Below are 21,473 nucleotides of genomic sequence, written 5' to 3'. Positions count from 1 at the left end.
ATCGGGCAGCGAGACCGCTGCTGCCGGCGACCGAGTGTCGGAGGTCCGGTCAACCCGACATCGGCGCCGCCCGGGGGCGGGGTAGCACGCTGTCGGCCCCGAGCCCGGCCGCCACGGAGTCGACCAGGTTGTCGAGGTAACCGTCGGTGAGCGGGAGCCGGGCGATGGCGAGCCGCCAGTAGAGCGGCCCCACGATGAGGTCGATGGCGGCGTCCAGCTCGGTGTCGGCGGGCAGCTCGCCGCGCTGCACGGCACGGGTGACCAGACGACCGCCAATCTCCTGCTGACGGGCGTGCAGCACCTGACGCAGTGTGGCGTCGATGCTGGGGTTGCGGGCGGCCTCGGCCAGCAGGTCCGGGATGATCTGCGACGCCAGCGGGTGCCGGAGCGCGTGGGCCACCGCCTGGAACAGCAACGCGAGATCACCGCGCAGCGTGCCGGTGTCCAGGGCGGGGAGCTTGCCGTGTGCCGCAGCGGCGACGATCTCCAGCACCAGGTCGAGCTTCGAGCTCCAGCGTCGGTAGATCGCCGTCTTGCTGACGCCGGCCCGCCGCGCCACCGCCTCGATGGAGAGCCGGCCATAGCCGACCGCGGCGAGCTCCTGCATCAGCGCCCGGCGGATCGCCGTGGTGATCTCGTCGCGCAACACCGCCGCGCCGGCCGGCGCCCGCCTCTTTTCGGTGGTCATCGAGGGCTCTTATCGCAGGTCACGCGGGACAGCGTAGCGCAACGACGGTACGGTTGCGTCCCGACGTGTTTCGGACTACTGTCCTCGCAGCGACGAGGCGGCGCCCCGCGCACATTTCCCACTAGGATTCGATCGTCGCGAGCAACCCCCGTCTGCACGAAAGATCGGAGCGCCATTTCCATGGCCACCACCGCGCTGGTCGACCCCGACACGGGCCTGACCCAGGCGCAGCTGGCCGCTCGGCACGGGCTACGGGTCGCCGGTGAGCGACCCAGCCTCGTCGAGTACAGCCGCCGACTATGGGCCTACCGGCACTTCATCGCCGCGTACGCCAACGCCAAGCTCGTCGCCTCATACAGCAACGCCAAGCTGGGTCAGCTCTGGCAGGTGCTCACCCCGCTCACCAACGCGGCGGTCTATTACCTGATCTTCGGCGTGGTTCTGAGTCAGAACGAGATTCCGAACTACATCGCCTACCTGACCACCGGGTTGTTCATCTTCAACTTCACCCAGAGCGCGGTGCTGGCCGGCACCCAGTCAATCAGCAGCAACCTGGGGCTGATCCGGGCGCTGCACTTCCCCCGGGCCAGCCTGCCGCTGTCGACGACGATGACGCAGTTCCAGCAACTGCTGGCGTCGATGGTGGTCCTGATCGGCATCGTGCTGGCCACCGGCGAACCACTCACCTGGGAGTGGCTGCTGCTGGTGCCGGCCCTGTTCCTGCAGGCGGTGTTCAACGCCGGCGTGGTGCTGATGGTGGCCCGGCTGGGCTCCAAGTCGAGCGACCTGAAGCAGGTCATGCCGTTCATCATGCGCACCTGGATGTACGGCTCCGGCGTCCTCTACAGCGTCAGCCTCTTCGAGCGGCTGCCCAGCTGGGCGACGACCCTTGTGCAGTACAACCCGCTGCTGGTCTACATCGAGCTGGCCCGCTACACGCTGCTCGAGGAGGCACCGCTGCTCAACGAGTCGCTGGCCCAGCTCTGGCTGGTCGGCGCCGGGTGGGCGCTCGTGGCCGGCATCGGCGGTTTCATCTACTTCTGGCGCGGCGAACAGGAGTACGGCCGTGGTTGAGCACTTCGGCGCCCCCATCGAGGCGAGCGCGACGATGACCCGCACGCAGGAGCGCATCCCGACGGTGGTCGTGGACGACGCGCACATCATCTACCGGGTGCACCAGGGCGCCTCCGGTGGCACCACGCCGGTGGCCGCGCTGCGCCGGCTGGTCAAGCGCACCCACGCGCCGAACGTCCGGGAGGTACACGCGGTCAAGGGCGTCTCCTTCACCGCGTACCGGGGCGAGGCGATCGGGCTGATCGGCAGCAACGGCTCCGGAAAGTCCACCATCCTGCGGGCCATCGCCGGCCTGCTGCCGGTCAACCGGGGGGCCATCCACACCCAGGGGCAACCGTCGCTGCTGGGCGTCAACGCCGCCCTGCTCAACGACCTCTCCGGGGAGCGCAACGTCGTCCTCGGCTGCCTGGCCATGGGCATGCACCCCGATGACGTGGCCAAGCAGGCCGCGGGGATCATCGACTTCTCCGGGATCAACGAGCGGGGTGACTTCGCCAGCCTGCCGATGCGGACGTACTCGTCCGGCATGGCGGCCCGGCTGCGGTTCTCCATCGCCGCCGCCAAGAAGCACGACGTGCTGCTCATCGACGAGGCGCTCGCCACCGGCGACAAGGGCTTCCGCAAGCGCAGCGAGCAGCGGGTGCGGGAGCTACGGGAGGGCGCGGGAACGGTGTTCCTGGTCAGCCACCAGCTCTCCTCCGTACGGGACACCTGCGAACGGACGATCTGGCTGGAATCGGGCGTCATCCGGATGGATGGCCCCACCGACGAGGTCATCCGGGCGTACGAGGCGTACGCGAACAGCAAGTAGAGTTCCGGCGAACGTCCGGCATCGACACGGCACCCGAGGACCGCGTCGCCCGCGTTGGGGCGACGCGGTCCGCGCGTTAAGGTTCATTCCGTCGCCGCTCGGGCGGAACCTTCCGTTAACGCATCCCTGAGAGTGAGGATCCGGCAATGACGCAGGACCAGACCACTGGCCCGGACGCCGAAGCGGAGACCCCGACGCCGTGGCGGCCCTCGCGGACAGTGGCGGTCGTCCTGGCCGGAGGCACCGGGACCCGGCTCGGCCTCGGCATCCCGAAGCAGCTGCTCAAGATCGCCGGTAAGCCGATCATCGAGCACACCCTGGCGGTCTTCGAGGCGGCACCGGAGATCGACGAGATCATCGTGCTGATGGCCACCGGCCACGTCGACGACGCCCAGCAGATCGTCGAGAAGGCCGGCCTGCGCAAGGTCACCAAGGTGATCGAGGGCGGCGACACCCGCAACGCCACCACCCGGATCGCGCTGGACGCGGTCGGCCCGGAAGACTGCAACATCCTCTTCCACGATGCGGTGCGCCCGCTGCTCAGCGGCCGGATCGTGCGCGAGTGCGTCAACGCGCTCTGGAGCTACGCCGCCGTGGACGTGGCCATCCCCTCCGCGGACACCATCATCCAGGTCGACGACAACGACTGCATCACCGACATCCCGGTGCGCTCCCGGCTACGTCGGGGCCAGACCCCGCAGGCGTTCCGCTCCCCCACGATCCGGGCGGCGTACCGGATCGCCGAGGACGACCCGGACTTCGCCGCCACCGACGACTGCGGCGTGGTGCTGCGCTACCTTCCCGGCACCCCGATCAAGGTGATCGACGGTTCGGACGAGAACATCAAGGTCACCCACCCGGTCGACGTGCACCTGGCCGACAAGCTCTTCCAGCTCGCCGCGGCGCAGGCGCCCCGACTGACCGACCACCGCAGCTACAGCGAGGAGCTGACCGGCCGCACCATCGTGGTGTTCGGCGGCAGCTACGGCATCGGGCACGAGTTGACCGAGCTGGCCCGGCGCTACGGCGCCCAGGTGTTCCCGTTCAGCCGGTCCAGCACCGGCACCCACGTGGAGCGGGCCGAGGACGTCGAGGCCGCGCTGACGACCGCCTTCGAGGCCACCGGCCGGATCGACCACGTGGTGGTCACCGCCGGCATCCTGGAGAAGGGCGCCCTCGCCGAGATGGACGAGGAGACCATGGACCGGCTGCTCCAGGTCAACTTCGTCGGCCCGGTGACCATCGCCCGCCAGGCCCTGCCGTACCTCCAGCAGACCAAGGGCCAGCTGCTGCTCTACACCTCCAGCTCCTACACCCGGGGCCGGGCCCGCTACGCGCTCTACTCGGCCACCAAGGCCGCGCTGGTCAACCTCACGCAGGCGCTCGCCGACGAGTGGGCCGACGTGGGCGTGCGCGTCAACTGCATCAACCCGGAGCGCACCGCCACCCCGATGCGGACGAAGGCCTTCGGCGAGGAGCCGGAGCACACCCTGCTCGCCGCGGAGGCCGTCGCCCAGTCGTCGCTGGACGTGCTGATCTCCGACCTGACCGGTCAGGTGATCGACGTACGCCGGGCGCCCGGTGACGGGCCCACGCCGAGCGTGCCGGCCCAGGCCGGGTCGGGTCGGGTCGAGACGCCGGCCGGCGCGACGTCCGCCAACTGACGCCGACGGCTGCGGAACCACGAACGGAGCGACATGCGCGGCGACCTGGTCCGAAAGCTGGCCGCCCGGTGCCTGACCGCCGGGTTGGCAGTTCTGGCCTTTGTCGTGCTGGCACTCACCGGCGCCACCGGCTGGGGGCTGGCGTTGGCCGTCGCCGCGCTGGCCGCCTCGGCCGCTGAGCAGCGGATCCGGCCCGGCGCCGACCTGGTGGCGGAGACCGCGTTGATCGCCGCCGCGATCCTGGTCGGTTACTCCCGGCGGCTGGACGACGGGCTCGACCTCGCGCTGGTCGCCACCGGGCTGGTCCTGCTGGGGCTGGTGCTGCTGGTGGGGCCGCTGCGCACCGCCGGCAGTCTGGAGATCCGGGCGGCCAACCTGCCGGTACGCGCTTGGACGCCGCTGATCGCCGACCGGCTCGGCACGGCCCTGCTCGGGCTGCTCGCCGCCCTGGCGCTCGCCGCCGCGCTCGCCCTGCCGGCCGGTGTGGCGCTGGCCGCCAGTCTGCTGGTCGGGGCGGGCGCCGGTGCTGTCGCGCTGGACCTGGCCCGTCGGCGGTTCCGGCCGCGGGCCGGTGGTGGGTCGGTGGCCGCCGCGCTGCGCCGGCATCAGCCGGAGTTCCTGCTCTACTTCTCCGCGCCTCCCGGCTCGGAATACCAGGTCACCATGTGGCTGCCGTACCTGGAACGGATCGGCCGACCGTTCCTGGTCATGCTGCGCGAGCCGGAATTCCTGGCCCCGATCGCGGCGGCCACCGACGCGCCGGTGGTCTACTGCCCCACCCTGGGGGCGATGGACGAGGCGTTGGTGCCGAGCCTGCGGGCGGCGTTCTACGTCAACCACGGGGCGAAGAACAGCCACTGCGTTCGCTTCACCCAGCTCACCCACATTCAGCTGCACCACGGCGACAGCGACAAGGCGCCGAGCGCCAACCCGGTGTCGGGGATCTTCGACCGGATCTTCGTGGCCGGGCAGGCGGCGATCGACAGGTACGCCCGCGCCGGAGTGCAGATCCCGGCGGAGAAGTTCGTGGTGGTGGGTCGCCCTCAGGTCGAGTCGATCGAGGTACGCCCGGAGCCCGCGCGCGGGTTGGCGCACCCGACGGTGCTCTACACGCCGACCTGGACCGGGCACCACGCCGACGCCGACTACTGCTCGCTGCCGGTGGCCGAAGCGCTGCTGCGCGGACTGCTGGAGCGCGGCGCGACGGTGATCCTGCGGGCCCACCCGTACACCGCGCAGAACCCGGCGTCGGCCCGCCAGTTGGGTCGCCTGACCGAGCTGCTCGTCGCCGACCGGGCCCGCACCGGCCGCCAGCACGTGGTCGGCGCCGCGGCCCGGGAGCTGAGCCTGACCGAGTGCGTCAACTCCGCCGACGCGCTGGTCTCCGACGTCTCCGGCGTGATCTCGGATTTCCTCTACTCGGGGAAGCCGTACGCGGTCACCGACATGGGCGACGAGGGCGACCGGTTCGTGGAGCGGTTCCCGCTGGCCGGGTCGGGTTACGTGCTGCGTCGGGACATGTCCAACGTGGACGAGGTGCTGACCGCGCTGCTGGACACCGATCCGCTGGCCGAGGCCCGCTGGGCCACCCGCCGCCGTTACCTGGGTGACTTCCCGGCCGAGTCGTACGCCGAGGCGTTCCTGACCGCCGCCCGCCGGGAGCTGGCACCGGCTGAGGACCGCGTGTCCGAGGGGTCCGCGCAGCTCTCCCCGCTTGCCTGATCCGGGCCCGGAACGCCCGCGACGGGCCTCAGCGGTACGGGTCGAGCAGCGCCAACACCGCCGCCGGGTCCTCCACGTGCGCGTTGTGCCCGAGGCCGGGCAGCGTGGCGACCGGCACGCCGTACTCCTTGAGTTGTTCGTCGGTGACCAGCGGGTCGTTCTCCCCGCGGGCCAGCACCACCGGCACGTCGGTCGCCGCCAACAGCGCCGCCAGGTCGGGCTCGCCGACGGCGAAGGCGGTCGGGTCCATGGCGAGGCGCCACCGGCCGTCGACCTGGCGCAGCCCGGCGTCCACCACCGGATGGTCCGGCGGGACCAGGCCGGCCAGCCCGGCGACGCGCAGGTAACGGCGAGCCGCCTCGGTGCGGCTGGCGAACCAGCTCACCGGGCGGGCGGCGACCTCGGCGGCGCGGGCCAGCTCCGCAGGTGACCAGTGCGCCTTGATGCCCAGCCCGACCACCGCGTCCACAGGCGTTCCGGCGTCACGGGCGGCCAGCGCCAGGCCGACCACGCCACCCAGCGAGTGCCCGAGCACCACCAGTCGGTCGTCGGGGGCGAGGGCCTGCGCGATCTGCCGGGCGAGGCCCGCGAAGGAGTACGACGGCAGCGGCGGTGCCCAGCCGTGGCCGGCGAGGTCCGGGGCCAGCCATCGCCCGGGCCAGTGCTCTTCAAGGTACGGCGCCCAGGGCAACCACACGTCCCCGGTCGCCCCCATGCCGTGCAACAGGAGCAGGACCGGCCCACGGCCGGCGTGACCACCCGATTTCTCCACCACGGCCGCAGTCTCCCACGGTTCACGGCCCGGTACGAGAGCCGTCGATGGCGGCGTACCCGGGGCGCGCGGACAAAGGCCGCGGGCGCCGGCTCCTTGTGGGAGACGGCGCCCGCGGCGGTCAGCGTGCCCGGGTCAGGCGGAGTAGCCCCGGCTGGTGATCCAGTTGGCCAGGTCGATGGTGGTGATCCAGTACGACGGGTCGGCCGGGTTCGCCGAGTCGGCGATCCGCACGGTGCGACCGTTGTCCTTGTAGCCCACGACAGCGATGTAGTGCCCGCCGCCGTAGGAGTGCCAGCCACCGGCGGTGTCGGTGGCGTCCCCGACGACGTTGGCCACGACGCCCCGGCCGTCGGTGATCGCCTTCACCACGTCGGCCTGGAGCCGGTCCATCTGTGCCGGGCTGGGCGCGCCGGGGAACATCCGGGTCCGGTACGGGGAACCCTTCACCTCGGCGTTGAGCACCCGGGTGGTGTCCTCGGCCGAGTTGGTGCCCATCTCGGTGGTGCCCAGCTCGGTGCCGAGCTCCTCCTGAGTGCGGTCGATGCCGGCGGCGCTGAGCGCGTTCCGGGTGGCCGCCGGGCCGCAGTTGTAGTAGGTGTTCTGCGCCTCGTAGTCGTAGTCGAGCACCTTGGTCGCGGGCGGCTTCGGCCGCTCCGGCTTCCGGGTCAGGTCCGGGTTGGCCTTGGCGGCGGGTGCGGCGGCGCTGGTGGCCGGGGCGGCGGTGGTCGGCGCGGCGCTGGCCGAGGGGGACGCGTCCCGAACCTCGCCGCGGGAGGCGGCGACATCGCTGCGCAGCTCCGCGACGGTGGTCGCGGTGCGCTGGCCGGCCGGGGCGTCGTCTGCCGTGGTGAGCAGGGCGCCGGTGGTGGTGGCGATGGCGAGGGCCGCGGCGGAGGCGGCGACGATCTGGTACGGGCGCTCGGTGGCGAGGCGGCGGAGCTGACGCTGCAGGGTGTGCTTCACGGGGTCCTCCACGGATCGGGGGGAGAGCGGCACACCGGGGCCGGGCCGGTATCCGGGCAGGCGCCAGCGCGCGGACCGTGGTCTGCGGATGGTGAACCGCTCAGGGGAACGCCCGGCGCGGCCGGGCGGGGAAGGCGATGACCCGGGGGGTCAGCTCACCGTCACTGGACGAGTGAGCGGGTGCACCGCCACGCCGTGGAGGCGAGGGAACAACCGAGGGGTGGAAAGGTGCTGCACGAGGATGGGACTCCTTCCGACACCGCCTACCGGGTTAGCTGACGGATTCGGGCGGGAAGATCGCCCTACCGCGGGCCGTGGCTCGCGGATTCACCCCGGACTTACTGATGGGTCCCCGGTTCGTTGATCACGATTAAGCGGGTCGATGCGGCGTCGCGTCTTGCGATCGGTTACCGCACCGGACGGGACGACACTACTGGTCGCTCCACACCCCTGCCAAGCCAGCTTCACCTGCGTAAACCTCAATTGGCGCGCCAATTTCTGCGCGTATTGCCGATGATGTGACTCGATGGGACAACCGGTTACGGCGACGCCTATGGTCGACAACCGGACAGGCCGCGAAGAACGCGACCATAATCGCGGGAACAATGCCGCCGATCGCGTCGGCCGTCCGATTCCGCTATTGGGTGACCGGCCTCACATCACGGATCGGGCTCAACTCACCCGGGCCGGGCGCCACCGTGCCACCACGGCGGGTCGCATCGCCCCGGCCGCTGTCCGGCGCGCGGGCACCGGGGTCGGACGCAGCCGGGCTGCCGCCGCGTACGCCTCCTCGGCGAGGGTACGAGCCGACTCGGCGGCCAACTCGGCGTCGCGCCAGGCGGCCCGCTCCCGGCCGGCGGCCACCTGGTAGTCGGCCAGCCGCGCATCCCGGACCACCCGGCTGATCAGCACCTCCTGCTCGACCGGGTGTCGCCGGGGATCCCAGCCACGCCGGTGCCCGAACACGTCGCCGAACTGGGCCATGGTCAGGTCGCCCCGCCAGTACGCCGCCATCGCCGCCCGGTGCAGATAGCGTTCCCGGGCGGCGTACTCGGCGGGGGTGTGCGGGGTCTGCGGGGTGGGCAGCGCCCCGGCGCCCGCGAAGCGACGCGCGGCGGTGTCCGCCTCGTCGTACCCGATCCAGGCCCGCTCCAGCTGCTCCTGAGCGGTCAGCCAGGCGGCGCGCCGGCGCTTGGCGGTCGTCGCCGCGTTGGCTGCGGCGACGGCCACCTCCTCGGCGTAGCGGCGCATGTCGGCGGCCTCGGCGGCGGCCACCTCCCGGGCGGTGGGCGCGGCCGGGAGCGGATCGTCGGTGGGTCGGTCCCGTTCGGGGCGGGCGGCAAGCACTGTGAGGAGGCCCAGGGTCAGCAGGAACAGCGTCGACCAGATGGCGGCGGCCTGCGGCACCTCGGTCACGAACTGGTAGAAGACGACGGTCTCCATGGTCGGCACCTCGGGGAGAGAGCAGTGCGATGGGAGCCGCGCCGGCCAGCGGGCCACGGGGGGCCACGGGGCGGCGGGGTGGGAAGCGGTGGGTCGACTGGGCGCGGCGTCGGGGCGGTCGCCCCGGGTGGCTCAGCGTCGGGGTGGGGCCCGGGGAGCCTGACCGCTCGCACAGTCGACCAGGGGCAGCCGGTCAGACTCGGCCGCGCGGACCGGCAGCCCGCCGGCGGCGATGGTGCCCTGATCGCCGGGGAGCGTCACCGTCGCGTCGACCGACCAGGTCGCAACCTCGGCGGCCTCCGGCGGTAGCGCCGGACGCGCCGCGCTGTGCGCCCCCACCTGCCGGCAGGAGGCCGACAGCGGGCCGGCAGCGACGGAGGTCGGCACCACGCTCGACGTCGGCAGCGGGCTGGGCGTTGATCCGGCGGCCGTGGCCGGGCCTGCGCCGAGCGCCAGGGCCGCGACGACGGCGAGGCTGGTCAGCACCCGCGTCGCCCAGCGCGCCACCCACCACAACGGACAGGTGAACGCGACCGGAAGCACGGCACCAGGCTACCGTCGCGCCAACCATGGCGCACCGACCACGGGCGTGTCGGATCACGCCGCGCCGAGCCCGCTGACCAGGGTGGACGCTGTCAGCGCAGGTCGACGTACGGTGATCGACCGGCGGTCTGACCGACCTCGTCGGCAGCCCCACCGACGTCGCCGCGCGCGCTGCTCACGGGGTCTCGGGCATCGTCGTCGCCGGCGGCGCGTTGCCGCGGGACGGGCGCCGGACGGGCCGCACGGCGCGGCGCGAGCCGGCGCATCATCGGCGTCTCGACGAAGCGGTGCAGCAGCCCGGCGAGGATCAGGTTCGCCGCCAGGAAGCCGAGCACCACCGCCGGGCCACGCCAGCCCGCGAAGCCGATCCCCCAGGTTCCGCTCCAGCGCAGCACGCTCGTCATCACCAGCACGTGCACCAGGTAGAAGGCGAACGAGACCTCACCGAGCCAGACCAGCGGCCGGGACCGCCACGGCGAGCGCCGACCCCGCACGTCCGCGTCCGCGGCGGCCGTGATCACCAACAGGTACGCGACCGCGAGCAGGGTGGTCCACAGCTCGGCGCGGATCCACTGCGCGGCCGCCACCCAGGTGACCAGGAAGATCCCGCTGGCCACGGTCAGACCGGGACCGCGCCACAGCCCCCGGCGCATCAACTCGGCCGCCACCGCGCCCAACCAGAACTCCAGCGACCGTACCGGCGGGAAGATCTGGGTGAACCACCACCGACTCACCTCCGGCACCAGCTCCTGCGCCGGCCAGAGCGCGAGGATCAGCAGCGGCACCACCACGATCAGCGCCCAGAGCAGCTTCGGTCGGGCCCGGCGCAGCAACGGCAGCGCCAGCGGCAGACACAGGTAGAAGAAGAACTCGCAGGAGAGCGACCAGCTGACCGTGTTGATGCTGTAGAACCAGCCCGGCCGGGGGTCCCACGCCTGCAACAGCAGCAGGTTCTCCAGCGCTGCCGCCGGCAGCACCGGGTCGGCGAACCACCAGGCGACCACAAGCGTCGCCGCCCACAGCACCAGGTGGTTGGGGTAGATCTTGGCGATCCGCCGCCGCCAGAAGGTACGCCGGGAGTCGCCCGCACGGGCCGACCAGACCAGCACGAAACCGCTGAGGATGAAGAAGAACTGCACCCCGGAGAGGCCAAGGGTGAACAGCGCGTTCACCACTGCCTTGTAGTCCGGCTCGGCGATGATCCGCATGGTGCCCGCGTGGAAGCCGAAGACCAGCAGGGCGGCGATCCAGCGCAGCCCGGTCAGCGAGGGCAGCCGGGGCGGGGCGGGTGCGGGCCGGGCGGCCGACACCGCGGCGGCGCTCGTCATGCCGGGATCCCGACGCTCGGCAGGGTCACCAGCACGGTCGTCTCCTCCTCGGCGCGGCGTCGGACGGCACGACGGCGACGCCCACGACGGCCCGGCAGGGCCGCACCGAGGCACCCTACCGGGTCACTACCGGGTGAACCGGACGCGTCCCACCCGCCCCACCAGCCCGCGTGCCCCCGGGCCGGGGAACCGCCCGCCGGCCGGCGTTAACCTTCCGCTGGGCGGGAGTTCAGAGATTCCACCATCGGCGGCAACGTCAGGTTCCGGGGCCGGCCACCCGGGTCGTCGAAGGTGGCGGACGTGGTCAATGAGCCGACGCACGCACCGCTGCTGAGCATCGTCGTGCCCGTGTACGGCGTCGAGGCGTACCTGTACCAGTGCCTCGAGTCGATCCGGGCCGACATCCCGGCGGGCGAGTCGGACGCGGTCGAGCTGATCGCCGTCGACGACGCCTCTCCGGACGGCTGCGGCGACATGCTCCGCTCCTACGCTGTCGGCCGCGACGGCGTCCGCGTCGTGCACCTGAGCAGCAACGTCGGTCTGGGGCTGGCCCGCAACGCCGGGCTCGACGCGGCCACCGGCCGGTACGTGTGGTTCGTCGACAGCGACGACTGGTTGCCGCCGGGCACGATCGCGGCGGTGCTGGACCGGCTGCGCCAGCACCAGCCCGACGTGCTGATGCTCGACCACCTGCGGGTGCACGAGGACGGCCGGCGGGAGGTCGACGCGAGCAGCCCGCTGCTGCGCGGGATCACCGACGTCACCCGGCTGGCCGACCAGCCGCAGCTGCTGCGGGTGCAGCACACCGCCTGGAACAAGGTGGTCCGCCGGGCCTTCATGGACGAGCTGGAACTGCGGTTCTTCCCCGGCTGGTACGAGGACATCCCGTTCAGCCACCCGCTGCTGATCGGGGCCGAGAAGGTCTCCGTGCTGGACCGGGTCTGCTACCTGTACCGCCAGGGCCGGCAGGGCGCGATCACCTCGACCCGCAGCGGCCGGCACTTCGACGCCTTCGCCCAGTACGAGCGGCTGATGGACTGGGTCGCCCGCAAGCACCCGGACGAGCGGTTGCAGGCCGAGCTGTTCGAGCTGATGATCAGCCACTACCTGGTGGTGGTGGGCAACGACGGCCGGTTGCATCCACACCTGCGGCGCGACTTCTTCCACCGGGCCGCCGCGCACTACCGTCGCTACCTGCCCACCGGCGGCTACCCGCTGCCCCCTGGCGTGACCGGGCTCAAGCACCGCCTCGTCGGGCGGGGTGACTGGTTGGCGTACTCGGCGCTGCGCCAGGCCCACCGGGTCGCGGGCCGCCTGCGTCGGCCCGGCCCGGTGGGCGGCGCCGACGGCGGTTCGCTCACCGCCGACGAGGACCCGGGCCGAGCGGCGGACGCCGCGCCGGCGCACGACGGTGGGCTCACGCCGGAGCGACGCGACGCGCTGGCCGGTGGCCGGCTGCCGTGATCGACCCCACCACCGAGCACGCCGGGAGCCGGGGCGGCTCCCGGCGCCCCGGTTTTCCAGGTCGTCCGCCCGCCGGGTGGACGACGACAGCACCACCGCACCCCGGTGCGGGCGTACCTGAGCAGAGGTCGGAATGACGGCGACAATCAAGATCGGACCGCACGCGGTCGGTGCCGGGGAGCGACCGTTCGTGGTAGCCGAGATGTCGGGCAACCACAACGGCGATCTGAACCGGGCGCTGGCCATCGTCGACGCGGTGGCCGAGAGCGGAGCGCACGCGCTCAAGCTCCAGACGTACCGGCCGGACACCATCACCATCGACGTCGACACCCCGGCGTTTCGGATCTCCAGCGGGCACGAGCTGTGGGGCGGGGAGAACCTGTACCGCCTCTACGAGCGCGCGCACACCCCGTACGAGTGGCACGCCCCGATCTTCGCGCGGGCCCGCGAGCGTGGTCTGACCGTCTTCTCGTCGCCGTTCGACGCGACAGCCGTGGAGCTGCTGGAGTCGCTGGACGCGCCCGCGTACAAGATCGCTTCGTCGGAGCTTGTCGACCTGCCGCTGATCCGGCTGGTGGCCAGCACCGGCAAGCCGATGGTGATCTCCACCGGAATGGCGACGGTTGCCGAGATCGACGCCGCCGTGCGCACCGCCCGGGCTGGTGGCGCGGCGGGCATCGTCCTGCTGGCCTGCACCGCGTCCTACCCGGCGCCGCCGGCCGACAGCAACCTGCGGCGGTTGCCGGTGCTGGCCGGTGCGTTCGACGTGCCGGTGGGGCTCTCCGACCACACGCCCGGCATCGGGGTCGCGGTCGCCTCGGTGGCGCTCGGCGCCTGCTTCATCGAGAAGCACGTGACGCTGGACCGGGCCGACGGTGGCGTGGACTCGGACTTCTCCCTGAACCCGGCAGAGCTCACGGCCCTGGTCGCCGAGTCCGGCCGGGCATACGCGGCGCTGGGCGGCACCGCGATCGGCCCGACCCCCGCCGAGCGGGAGGGGTTGCGGTTCCGCCGGTCGCTCTTCGTGGTCGAGGACGTCCGGGCCGGCGACCCGGTGACCGCGCACAACGTCCGCTCGATCCGTCCCGCCGGCGGGCTGCCCCCGGTGGAGATCGACCGGGTCCTCGGCCGCACCTTCGCCACCGACGTCCCCCGCGGCACCCCGCTGAGCTGGGACCTGATCTAGCCCGCACCCCCGGCCCGCCCCGGCGATCTTGCAGTCACCGTCCCGACTGAAGGTGCGAAAGCCCCGATTCGGCGTCCGGAAGTGCGAGATCGCGGGGCGGGAGGATCGCCGGGGCGAACCCGACGGTGACCACCAGGTCGGCCACCCGGAGGGTCCGCCAGAGCGCCGATCCGTCGGCCGGCGTCCCCAGGCCGTGGCGCCGCCACCAGGCCGCCACCGGCACGTCAGCCAGCTTGCAGCAGCACTCCGCCCGGGTCCACCGGGCCCAGAAGTCACCCGCGCCGAACCGACGGGCCAGCGCCGGGGGCACCGGGGCGTCGGCGCGCTCCGCGTCGATGGCCACCCGCCAACCGGGCGCCGGTGGGCCGCACCAGCCGACGCACCGTCCGTCGTCCAGGTGGCTGCGGGTCACCGCGTCGGCCAGGTCGGCGGGGGCGCCGATGCGCAGGTGCCGCTCGGCGGTGGCGAGCAGCCCCGGCACCGGGCGCGGCACAGCGGCGCCGCCCGCCCCCGGCGACAGGGCCGGCCCGGTGAGGCCGATCGGCCGCGCTGGTTCCACCGGGAGCGGAACCGGCCGCAGGTCAGATGGCGGCGGCACCGTCCACCACGATGACCTGGCCGTTGATGTTGGTGTGCTCCCGCAGCAGCATCCGCACCACCGGAGTGACCTCCACCGGCTCGGTCAGGTGACCGGTCGGGGTGCGGCGCACGATCTGGTCGAGCTGGGTCGGACCGAGCACGGCGGACATCTCCGAGGCGAAGAAGCCGGGCGCGACCGAGTTGACAAGCATCCGGCCGCCCAGTTCGCGGGCGAGCGAGCGGGTGGCGGCGTCCATGCCGCCCTTGGTGGCCGAGTACGCGACGAGCCCGGGGAAACCGCGCTGCCCGCAGATCGAGGTGATGTTGACGATCCGCCCGCGCAACCCCTTGGCGAGCATCCGCCGGATCACCAGCCGGGTCAGCTGCAGCGGGGCCGTCAGGTTGGTCTCGATAATCCGGGCGATGTCCTCGGTGGCGGTGTGCGCGTGCAGGGAGTCCTGGCCCATGGCGGCGTTGTTGACGATGCCGTCGATCGGGCCGAGGCGCTGCTCCACCTCGCGGATGAAGCTCTGCGCGGCGCGCAGGTCGGTGACGTCCACCGAGCCGACGTGCACCCGGTCGGGGTGCTCGGCGGCGAGCTTCTCCAACTCCGGCGTGATGGTGCGGGCGAACGCGGCCACCCGTACGCCCGCGTCGAGCAGGTCGGCGACGATGGCCAGGCCCAGGCCGCGGGAACCGCCGGAGACGAGGACCACGGAGCTGGGCGGGACGAGCTGGGTGTCGGCGGGCTCAGACATCGCTCTTCAGGGTCTCCTTGACGGGAATGTCGGTCAGCACGCGAATACGGCGCGGCACCGCGTGTTCGGGAAGCCGGTCGGCGCACCAGCGGACCAGCGCGGCCTCGTCCGGGACACAGGTGTCGGCGGAGGCCGGGTCGGCGGGGGCGAGGACCACCTCGGCGACCACCATCCGCCCGAGCACCGGGGCGCGGCGTCCGGTCACCCGGGCCCAGGCCACCGCCGGATGCCCGGCCAGCACGCCGCGGACCACGCCGGCGGAGACCTTGCTGCCACCGACGTTGATCTCGTCGGAGTCCAGTCGGCCGGTGATCAGCACCCGCCCGTCGAGCACCTGCACCCGGTCGCCGGTGCGGATCGGGCCGGCGAGACCGGCCCCGTGGTACGGGGAGGTGACCACCAACTCGTCGTCGCGGACGGAGAGCGTCGGCCGGCCCGGGGTCTGCCGGTCCAGCCAGTCGACCGGGAACCCGGCCCGCCCGTCGTGCACCACAATGGAGGCCCCCACCTCGGAGGACGCGTAGATCCAGGAGATCCGGGCCGCCGGGAAGACCTCCCGCAGCTGGTCCAGGATTGCCTGGTCCACCGGCTCTCCGCCGAGGGTGACCTGGTGCAGCGGCACCCGGGCCAGCGCGTCGGCGTCGCGGTAGAGGGTGCGGCGCCAGAAGGTCGGGGTGCCGGAGGCCGCGTCGACGCCGTGCGCGGCCGCCACCGAGGGCCAGTCGTCCAACTCGTCGGGCTCGACCACCACCAGGTGCTGGCCGGGCTGGGTCAGCGACAGCGTGACCACCTGCCACCAGGCGTACGTGCCGGGAGCGTAGGGGCAGAGCCACGTCCGGTCGGGCTGGTCGGCCCGCACGGTGGTCAGCGTGTCGAGGGTGTGCCCGACCCGCTTCGGACGCCCGGTGGAGCCCGAGGTCAGCAGCCAGAGGCGGCCGGGCTCGGCGGCCCGCGGTCGGGCCGGTGCGCTCGGGTGCACGCCGTCGTCGTCGAGGACGCTGACGGTGAAACCGGCGTCCAGCAGCTCGGTGCGCATCGCCGCGTCGACCCGACTGGCGGTGCTGAGCAGCAGCTCGGTGCCGTGCACGGCGTGCTGCCGCGCCGCGGTGAGCGCGTGCACGGCGGTCCGGGCGAGCACCGCAGCCGGTTCGGCCAGGGTCGGCGTCGGCAGCGAGCGCCAGGTCAGCGCGGCGCCTCCGACGACGAGCCGGTTGTCGACACCGGCCGGCTCCGGGTGCCCGGGGGCGGGGGGGCGCGACATCGCGACGGTCACTGGTGTTGAAGCTCGACGAGGAAGTCGAGAACGTCCCCGACGGTGGCGATGCGACGCAGCCCGGGGGCGTCGAAGTTGAGCTCCTCCCCCGTCTCGTCCTCCACCCGCAGGGCCAGCTCGGAGAAGTCGAGCGACCGGAAGCCGATCTCCCGCAACTGCGCCGCGTCGTCCGCGGGCAGCTCCTTGTCCTGGTTCTTCAGCACCTGAGCCATGAGGTCGCGGATCTGCGCGCGACTCAATTCGTTCATGCGCCGCAGTCTACAACCCAACGAATGCATATCTGATTTCCCGGTAGGCCCGGGTAAGGTGCCGGGACCCGACATGAACGGCGAGGAAAGCGAGACGCACGTGTTACGCGAAGCGACGGCGGACGACGTTCATCTGATGTTGTCCTGGCGTAATCAGGAAACCAATCGACAGGTCAGCAAGACCAGTCACGAGATCACCCCCGAGGAGCACGCCCGGTGGTGGTCGGCAGTGCGCGACGACACGTCCCGGCGGGTGCTGGTCTACGTCCGCGACGACCTGCCCTGCGGGGTGGTCACGTTCTTCGACCTGCGACTGGACGATCCCCGCACCGGCGCGTGGGGCTTCTATCTGGACGCCGACGGGCTGGCCGGGCGGGGCGAGACGCTGCCCGCCTGGCTGGGGGTCATGCGGGAGGCCGTGGAGTACGCCTTCGACGGGCTGCACCTGGACCGACTCGACGGCGAGGTGCTCGGTCACAATACCGTCGTACGCCAGATGAACCGGCGTTTCCGATTCGTCGAGGGGACTCCCCGCCAGGAGTTGTCCGACGGCCGGGAAATCACCGTCATCCCGATTTCCCTGGCTCGGGCAGACCGCCGCCAGCGCTGATTGTCGGACAATTTTCCGCACTGGACCGGAACCATTAACCGACAGTGCTCCCGGTGGACATCCGCCGTTCACGAATAGCGGTGTCCACCGGGGCGTGTCAGGTCAGGCCCGCCGCCAGGCCGCCCAGTGCTGCTCCGGGTTGCCGCCGAGTCGGACGAAGCCGTACGCCGTGCCGTCCCAGTCGTCGGCCTGCCCGGGCGCCCAGCGGGCGAAGACGACCTGCGCCGCTGCCGGCGGCTGCTTGTCGCCGAACCACCGGACGTCGGTCCAGGTCACCTGGTGGCTGAGGTTGAACCGGAGGACGTAGTGCACGCCGGTCGAGGCCCACACCCGCTCGCCGGGGCGTACGCCGACGTCGGCCACCCGTGGTGTCGGTGCGGTGCTCTCGGCGGTGGGTCGCACGATCCGTTGGTCGATCACCTGCATGGTGACGAGGTTGGCCACCACGAGGGCACCGAGGATCGGCAGCCGCAGGCGGGGCACCCGGACCGCGGCGACGAGCAGCACACAACCGGCGATGCCGACCAGCGACCCGACCACCGGTCGCAGCTCCCGCCAGCCCCCGGTCAACGCCACCAGGTCCGGCGCGCTGAAACCGCCGTAGCGCAACCGGTGGCCCTGGCTGGCCACGTACGAGAGTCGGGCGGCGACGAGCGCGCCGCCGCCGACCAGCAGCGCCACCGCGACGGCCGCCCGGCGCAGCACCACCCGCCAGCCGGCGGTGAACAGCACCCCCAGCCCGACCAGCAGCCAGAACGGCGCCAGCATCTGCACGTAGCGGCCGTAGATCGCGTCCAGCGGCTTGCCGGTGATGCCGGACAGGATCACCGACGCGCCGCCGGCCACCCCGACGGTCACCACCAGCGCCACGCCCATCGTCCAGCGGGCCGCGTCGCCGTGGCGTGGACGCCACAGCTCGCGCACCGCACCGGCCCAGGCCACCCCGGCCATCCCGAACGTGATCACCACGAGGTACCAGAGTTGGGTGGTGACCGCCGCGCTTGTGCGGATCACACCTTGGGCGGAGGCGAGCGCCTCGAACGTACTGCCGCCCGGGGTGCTGCCCAGCAGGTAGACCTTGCCGCCGAGGTGGCGGATGACGGCCTCGTTGACGAGCGCCATGGCGAGCACCGGCAGCAGCGCCGCGAGCACCACGGGCGGGCTGATCCGGCGGCGGGCGAACAGCAGCAGCACCAGCCCGGCGTGCACCGCCACGATCACCAGGCCGCGCGAGTGCAGCAGGTGGAAACCGCCGACCAGCAGGCCGACGGTGGCGGCGGCGAGCGGGCCGGGCCGGGAGACCCAGCGGTGCACGGCGAGCAGCCAGGCGACCACGAGCGGCGCCATCACCGCGTCGATCATGGCGACGCCCGCGTAGAAGGCAGTGGCCGGCAGGGTCGCCGCCGCGACCGCGCCGAGCAGCGCGTACGAGCGGCGCAGCTGGAACAGCCGGCGCCCGAACAGGTACGCCAGCGGCAGCAGCGCCGAGTTCACCATCGCGTTGATCAGCTGGACGATCCGGTAGCTGTCGGTGAAGTCCCGGTCCCCGAGGAACGCCGGCGAGATCAACATCGGGTAGCCGACCCGGCGCAGCAGGTCGTTCTCGCTGCTGAAGCCCCCCGGGCCGCCGGCCAGCGCGCGGGCGGTGTTCAGGTAGCTGTCCTCGTCGGTGTGCGCGATCGGCAGCACGATGTGCCGGGACCACCACATCCGCCAGGCCACGCTGAGCACCCAACCGACGACCAGCAGCAGCGGCACCAACCAACGCCGGGCGGCCGGGCCGCTCGGCGTCCCGGCCACCGTCACCGGCCGCTCGATCACGTCACTACCGGGTGCCATCAACGCCTCCAGAATTGCCTGCCGGACCGAGCCCGTGCCGATCCGACGGCACGTCGGGCCGCGCCGGTGACGCCCGGGGTGGCCTGCTCGCACCGAGTTGGTGTGGATGTCGGGTGAACGCGGGGACTCGGCTGCGCGCAGGGCCGCCGGTCGTTCGCGCGGTCACTGTAACGGCCCGATCCGGCCAGGTCAGCCCACATTCCGGGCGGTCGGAAGTGTTCGCCTGCGCGGTGTCCGGCATTCACGGGAGCAGTGGTTGCGGTTCACCCGCGAGCGCCGGGGAGTTAACCCGCCATGGCTAGCGTGTCACCCCGGTCGGCCGGCCCAGGGCCGCTCGTTCATCCACGAACACGGGAGCACCACATTGAGTGAGTTGAATGGATCGTCCATTCTGATCACCGGGGGAACTGGTTCCTTCGGCAGGACGTTCCTCCGGCACATCCTCAACGAGGCCGACCCCGCCCGCGTGGTGGTGTTCTCCCGCGACGAGCTCAAGCAGTACGAGCTGCGCCAGCAACTCGGCGACGACCCGCGGCTGCGCTGGTTCATCGGCGACATCCGGGACCGGCACCGTCTCACCCGGGCCATGCACGGCGTGGACCACGTGGTGCACGCCGCCGCGCTGAAGCAGGTGGACACCGCGGAGTACAACCCGTCGGAGTACATCGCCACGAACATCACCGGCTCGCAGCACGTCGTCGACGCGGCGATCGAGGCCGGCGTCAAGAAGGTCATCGCGCTCTCCACCGACAAGGCGTCCAGCCCGATCAACCTGTACGGCGCGACGAAACTGGTCGGCGACAAGCTGTTCGTCTCGGCCAACCACTACGCCGCCCAGCACCCCACCCGGTTCGCCGTGGTGCGCTACGGCAACGTGGTGGGCAGCCGCGGCTCGGTCGTCCCGTTGTTCCGCCGGCTGGCCGCCGAGGGCAAGAGCCTGCCGATCACCGACAAGCGGATGACCCGCTTCTGGATCACGCTCGACCAGGCCGTGCAGTTCGTCATGGACTCGTTCGACCAGATGCAGGGCGGCGAACTGTTCGTGCCGCGGATCCCGAGCATGCGCATCCTCGACCTGGTCGAGGCCGTGGCCCCGGACGCCACCACCCACGAGATCGGGATCCGGCCGGGCGAGAAGCTGCACGAGGAGATGATCGCGCCCGACGACAGCCGGCGGACGCTGCGCGCCGACGGCCGGTTCATCGTCCAGCCGACCATCGCGACCTGGGGCTACCAGGCGCCGGTCGACTGCGACCCGGTGCCGGACGGTTTCGCCTACCAGTCGGACACCAACGACGAGTGGCTCACCGTCGAGCAGTTGCGCGACATGCTCGGCATCAACTGATGACGGGGATGCTCCCGTACGGCCGGCAGTCGATCAACGAGGACGACATCACCGCCGTCGCCGACGTGCTGCGCGGCGACTGGCTCACCACCGGTCCGCAGGTCGACGCCTTCGAGGCCGACCTCGCCCGGTGGACCGGCGGGGTCGGGGTCGCCGCCGTCTCCAACGGCACCGCTGCGCTGCACGTGGCGTACGCGGCCGCCGGGGTGCGGCCGGGTGACGAGGTGGTCGTCCCGCCGATGACGTTCGTGGCGACCGCCAGCAGCGCGGTCGCCCTCGGCGCGACGATCGTGTTCGCCGACGTCGACGACGAGACGTTCTGCCTCGACCCGGCGGCGGCCGCCGCCGCGGTCACCTCGCGGACGACCGTCGTCGCCGCTGTCGACTACGCCGGCCACCCGGCCGACTACGACGCGCTGCGCAAGTCGGTCGAGGGCAGCGACGCGCTGCTGCTCGCCGACGCGGCGCACTCGATCGGCGGGACGTACCACGGTCGGCCGGTGGGCTCGCTCGCCGACCTGACCACGTTCTCGTTCTTCCCCACGAAGAACCTGACCACCGCTGAGGGCGGCGCCGTCGCGGCGCTGGACCCGGAGATCCTGAAGCGGGCCCGCCGGTTCCGTGGCGTCGGGGTGGTCCGCGAACGCGACGACCTGCGCTTCCCGGACGAGGGTGGCTGGCACCAGGAGGTGCACGAGTTCGGGCTGAACTACCGGCTGCCGGACGTGCTCTGCGCCCTGGGCCGCAGCCAACTGCGTCGGCTCGGTGAGTTCACCGCCCGCCGCAGCGCCCTGGTGGCCCGCTACGACGAGGCGCTGGTCGACCTGGACGGCGTGCTGCTGCCGAACCGCAAGTCGTGGGCCGACCCGGCCTGGCACCTCTACCCGATCCGGGTGCTCGACGGGCGTCGCCGCGAGGTGTACGACCGGATGCGGGCCGCCGGCATCGGAGTCCAGGTCAACTACCTCCCGGTGCACTGGCACCCGGCCTTCGCCGACCTGGGCTACCGGCGCGGATCCTGCCCGGTGGCCGAGTCGTTCTACTCCCAGCAGCTGTCGCTGCCGCTCTACCCGGGGCTCAGCGACGCCGACCAGGACCGCGTCATCGACGCGCTGACCGCCGCGCTGCGGGTCGGCTCGGTGCGTTCCGCCGCCTGATGG

General features: G+C 72.3%; 20 protein-coding genes and 1 riboswitch. Of the genes, 9 read left to right on the top strand and 11 right to left on the bottom strand.

Annotated features, from left to right (window positions below; all coding sequences use genetic code 11):
* Positions 1-49 precede the first annotated feature (49 nt).
* On the bottom strand, positions 50-688 hold the full coding sequence (locus ABZU74_RS12370; RefSeq protein ID WP_355421875.1) for a TetR/AcrR family transcriptional regulator: 639 nt from the start codon (positions 686-688) through the stop codon (positions 50-52).
* A 180-nt stretch (positions 689-868) separates the two neighbouring features.
* Here ABZU74_RS12370 and ABZU74_RS12365 point away from each other — a divergent pair, with 180 nt between their 5' ends.
* The 4 genes from ABZU74_RS12365 to ABZU74_RS12350 all read left to right on the top strand — a co-directional run bounded on the left by ABZU74_RS12365 (position 869) and on the right by ABZU74_RS12350 (position 5,959).
* Positions 869-1,762, top strand: coding sequence for an ABC transporter permease (locus ABZU74_RS12365; protein WP_355421872.1), 894 nt, complete (start codon positions 869-871; stop codon positions 1,760-1,762).
* Positions 1,763-1,796: 34 nt separating this feature from the next.
* Complete coding sequence (locus tag ABZU74_RS12360) at positions 1,797-2,573, top strand: ABC transporter ATP-binding protein (protein ID WP_124778207.1); 777 nt, start codon at positions 1,797-1,799, stop codon at positions 2,571-2,573.
* A 146-nt stretch (positions 2,574-2,719) separates the two neighbouring features.
* Positions 2,720-4,237, top strand: coding sequence for a bifunctional cytidylyltransferase/SDR family oxidoreductase (locus tag ABZU74_RS12355; protein ID WP_355421869.1), 1,518 nt, complete (start codon positions 2,720-2,722; stop codon positions 4,235-4,237).
* Between the two features lie 33 nt (positions 4,238-4,270).
* Positions 4,271-5,959, top strand: coding sequence for a CDP-glycerol glycerophosphotransferase family protein (locus tag ABZU74_RS12350; RefSeq protein WP_355421866.1), 1,689 nt, complete (start codon positions 4,271-4,273; stop codon positions 5,957-5,959).
* 28 nt (positions 5,960-5,987) lie between these two features.
* Here ABZU74_RS12350 and ABZU74_RS12345 read toward each other — a convergent pair whose 3' ends face one another.
* The 5 genes from ABZU74_RS12345 to ABZU74_RS12325 all read right to left on the bottom strand — a co-directional run bounded on the left by ABZU74_RS12345 (position 5,988) and on the right by ABZU74_RS12325 (position 11,011).
* Positions 5,988-6,734, bottom strand: coding sequence for an alpha/beta fold hydrolase (locus ABZU74_RS12345; RefSeq protein ID WP_355421863.1), 747 nt, complete (start codon positions 6,732-6,734; stop codon positions 5,988-5,990).
* A 132-nt stretch (positions 6,735-6,866) separates the two neighbouring features.
* Positions 6,867-7,709 carry a C39 family peptidase gene (locus ABZU74_RS12340; protein WP_355421860.1) on the bottom strand — a complete coding sequence of 281 codons (843 nt, stop codon included), beginning with the start codon at positions 7,707-7,709 and terminating at the stop codon, positions 6,867-6,869.
* A 233-nt stretch (positions 7,710-7,942) separates the two neighbouring features.
* Positions 7,943-8,084, bottom strand: a riboswitch (cyclic di-AMP (ydaO/yuaA leader).
* Between the two features lie 285 nt (positions 8,085-8,369).
* The gene (locus ABZU74_RS12335; protein WP_355421858.1) at positions 8,370-9,140 is read right to left on the bottom strand and encodes a hypothetical protein; all 771 of its coding nucleotides are present in this window, start codon (positions 9,138-9,140) and stop codon (positions 8,370-8,372) included.
* A gap of 132 nt (positions 9,141-9,272) precedes the next feature.
* Entirely contained in the window at positions 9,273-9,683 is a 411-nt protein-coding gene (locus tag ABZU74_RS12330) for a hypothetical protein (RefSeq protein ID WP_355421855.1), read from the bottom strand.
* 92 nt (positions 9,684-9,775) lie between these two features.
* Positions 9,776-11,011: an acyltransferase gene (locus ABZU74_RS12325; protein ID WP_355421852.1), complete on the bottom strand. Its 1,236-nt coding sequence runs from the start codon at positions 11,009-11,011 to the stop codon at positions 9,776-9,778.
* A gap of 300 nt (positions 11,012-11,311) precedes the next feature.
* Between ABZU74_RS12325 and ABZU74_RS12320 the strand changes: the two genes are divergently transcribed.
* Together ABZU74_RS12320 and pseI are read left to right on the top strand one after the other, a co-directional pair.
* A complete protein-coding gene (locus ABZU74_RS12320; RefSeq protein ID WP_355421850.1) occupies positions 11,312-12,475 on the top strand; it encodes a glycosyltransferase in 1,164 nt (387 codons plus the stop codon).
* A gap of 133 nt (positions 12,476-12,608) precedes the next feature.
* A complete protein-coding gene (gene pseI, locus ABZU74_RS12315) occupies positions 12,609-13,661 on the top strand; it encodes a pseudaminic acid synthase (RefSeq protein WP_355421847.1) in 1,053 nt (350 codons plus the stop codon).
* 34 nt (positions 13,662-13,695) lie between these two features.
* Here the strand turns inward: pseI and ABZU74_RS12310 are convergent, their stop codons facing one another.
* The 4 genes from ABZU74_RS12310 to ABZU74_RS12295 are packed head-to-tail and all read right to left on the bottom strand — an operon-like array spanning position 13,696 to position 16,519.
* Positions 13,696-14,220 carry a hypothetical protein gene (locus ABZU74_RS12310; RefSeq protein WP_355421844.1) on the bottom strand — a complete coding sequence of 175 codons (525 nt, stop codon included), beginning with the start codon at positions 14,218-14,220 and terminating at the stop codon, positions 13,696-13,698.
* A 22-nt stretch (positions 14,221-14,242) separates the two neighbouring features.
* On the bottom strand, positions 14,243-14,998 hold the full coding sequence (locus tag ABZU74_RS12305; protein ID WP_355421841.1) for an SDR family NAD(P)-dependent oxidoreductase: 756 nt from the start codon (positions 14,996-14,998) through the stop codon (positions 14,243-14,245).
* On the bottom strand, positions 14,991-16,259 hold the full coding sequence (locus ABZU74_RS12300; protein WP_355421838.1) for an AMP-binding protein: 1,269 nt from the start codon (positions 16,257-16,259) through the stop codon (positions 14,991-14,993). Before ABZU74_RS12300 ends, ABZU74_RS12305 begins: the two co-directional genes overlap by 8 nt.
* 8 nt (positions 16,260-16,267) lie before the next feature.
* Entirely contained in the window at positions 16,268-16,519 is a 252-nt protein-coding gene (locus ABZU74_RS12295) for an acyl carrier protein (RefSeq protein WP_091401397.1), read from the bottom strand.
* Between the two features lie 73 nt (positions 16,520-16,592).
* Between ABZU74_RS12295 and ABZU74_RS12290 the strand changes: the two genes are divergently transcribed.
* Positions 16,593-17,129 carry a GNAT family N-acetyltransferase gene (locus ABZU74_RS12290; RefSeq protein ID WP_355421835.1) on the top strand — a complete coding sequence of 179 codons (537 nt, stop codon included), beginning with the start codon at positions 16,593-16,595 and terminating at the stop codon, positions 17,127-17,129.
* Between the two features lie 102 nt (positions 17,130-17,231).
* On the opposite strand, the gene ABZU74_RS12285 is transcribed toward ABZU74_RS12290, so the two are convergent.
* Positions 17,232-18,968, bottom strand: coding sequence for a hypothetical protein (locus ABZU74_RS12285; RefSeq protein ID WP_355421832.1), 1,737 nt, complete (start codon positions 18,966-18,968; stop codon positions 17,232-17,234).
* A gap of 364 nt (positions 18,969-19,332) precedes the next feature.
* Between ABZU74_RS12285 and pseB the strand changes: the two genes are divergently transcribed.
* Both pseB and ABZU74_RS12275 read left to right on the top strand, forming a co-directional pair.
* The gene (gene pseB / locus ABZU74_RS12280; protein ID WP_124821513.1) at positions 19,333-20,313 is read left to right on the top strand and encodes a UDP-N-acetylglucosamine 4,6-dehydratase (inverting); all 981 of its coding nucleotides are present in this window, start codon (positions 19,333-19,335) and stop codon (positions 20,311-20,313) included.
* A complete protein-coding gene (locus ABZU74_RS12275) occupies positions 20,313-21,470 on the top strand; it encodes an aminotransferase class I/II-fold pyridoxal phosphate-dependent enzyme (RefSeq protein WP_355421829.1) in 1,158 nt (385 codons plus the stop codon). The genes pseB and ABZU74_RS12275 overlap by 1 nt, the downstream gene beginning before the upstream one ends.
* Positions 21,471-21,473: the final 3 nt, after the last annotated feature.

It is taken from the genome of Micromonospora sp. NPDC005171 (genome assembly GCF_040608575.1).
GTDB lineage: Bacteria > Actinomycetota > Actinomycetes > Mycobacteriales > Micromonosporaceae > Micromonospora.
This window is presented reverse-complemented; position numbering and strand designations above follow the sequence as displayed.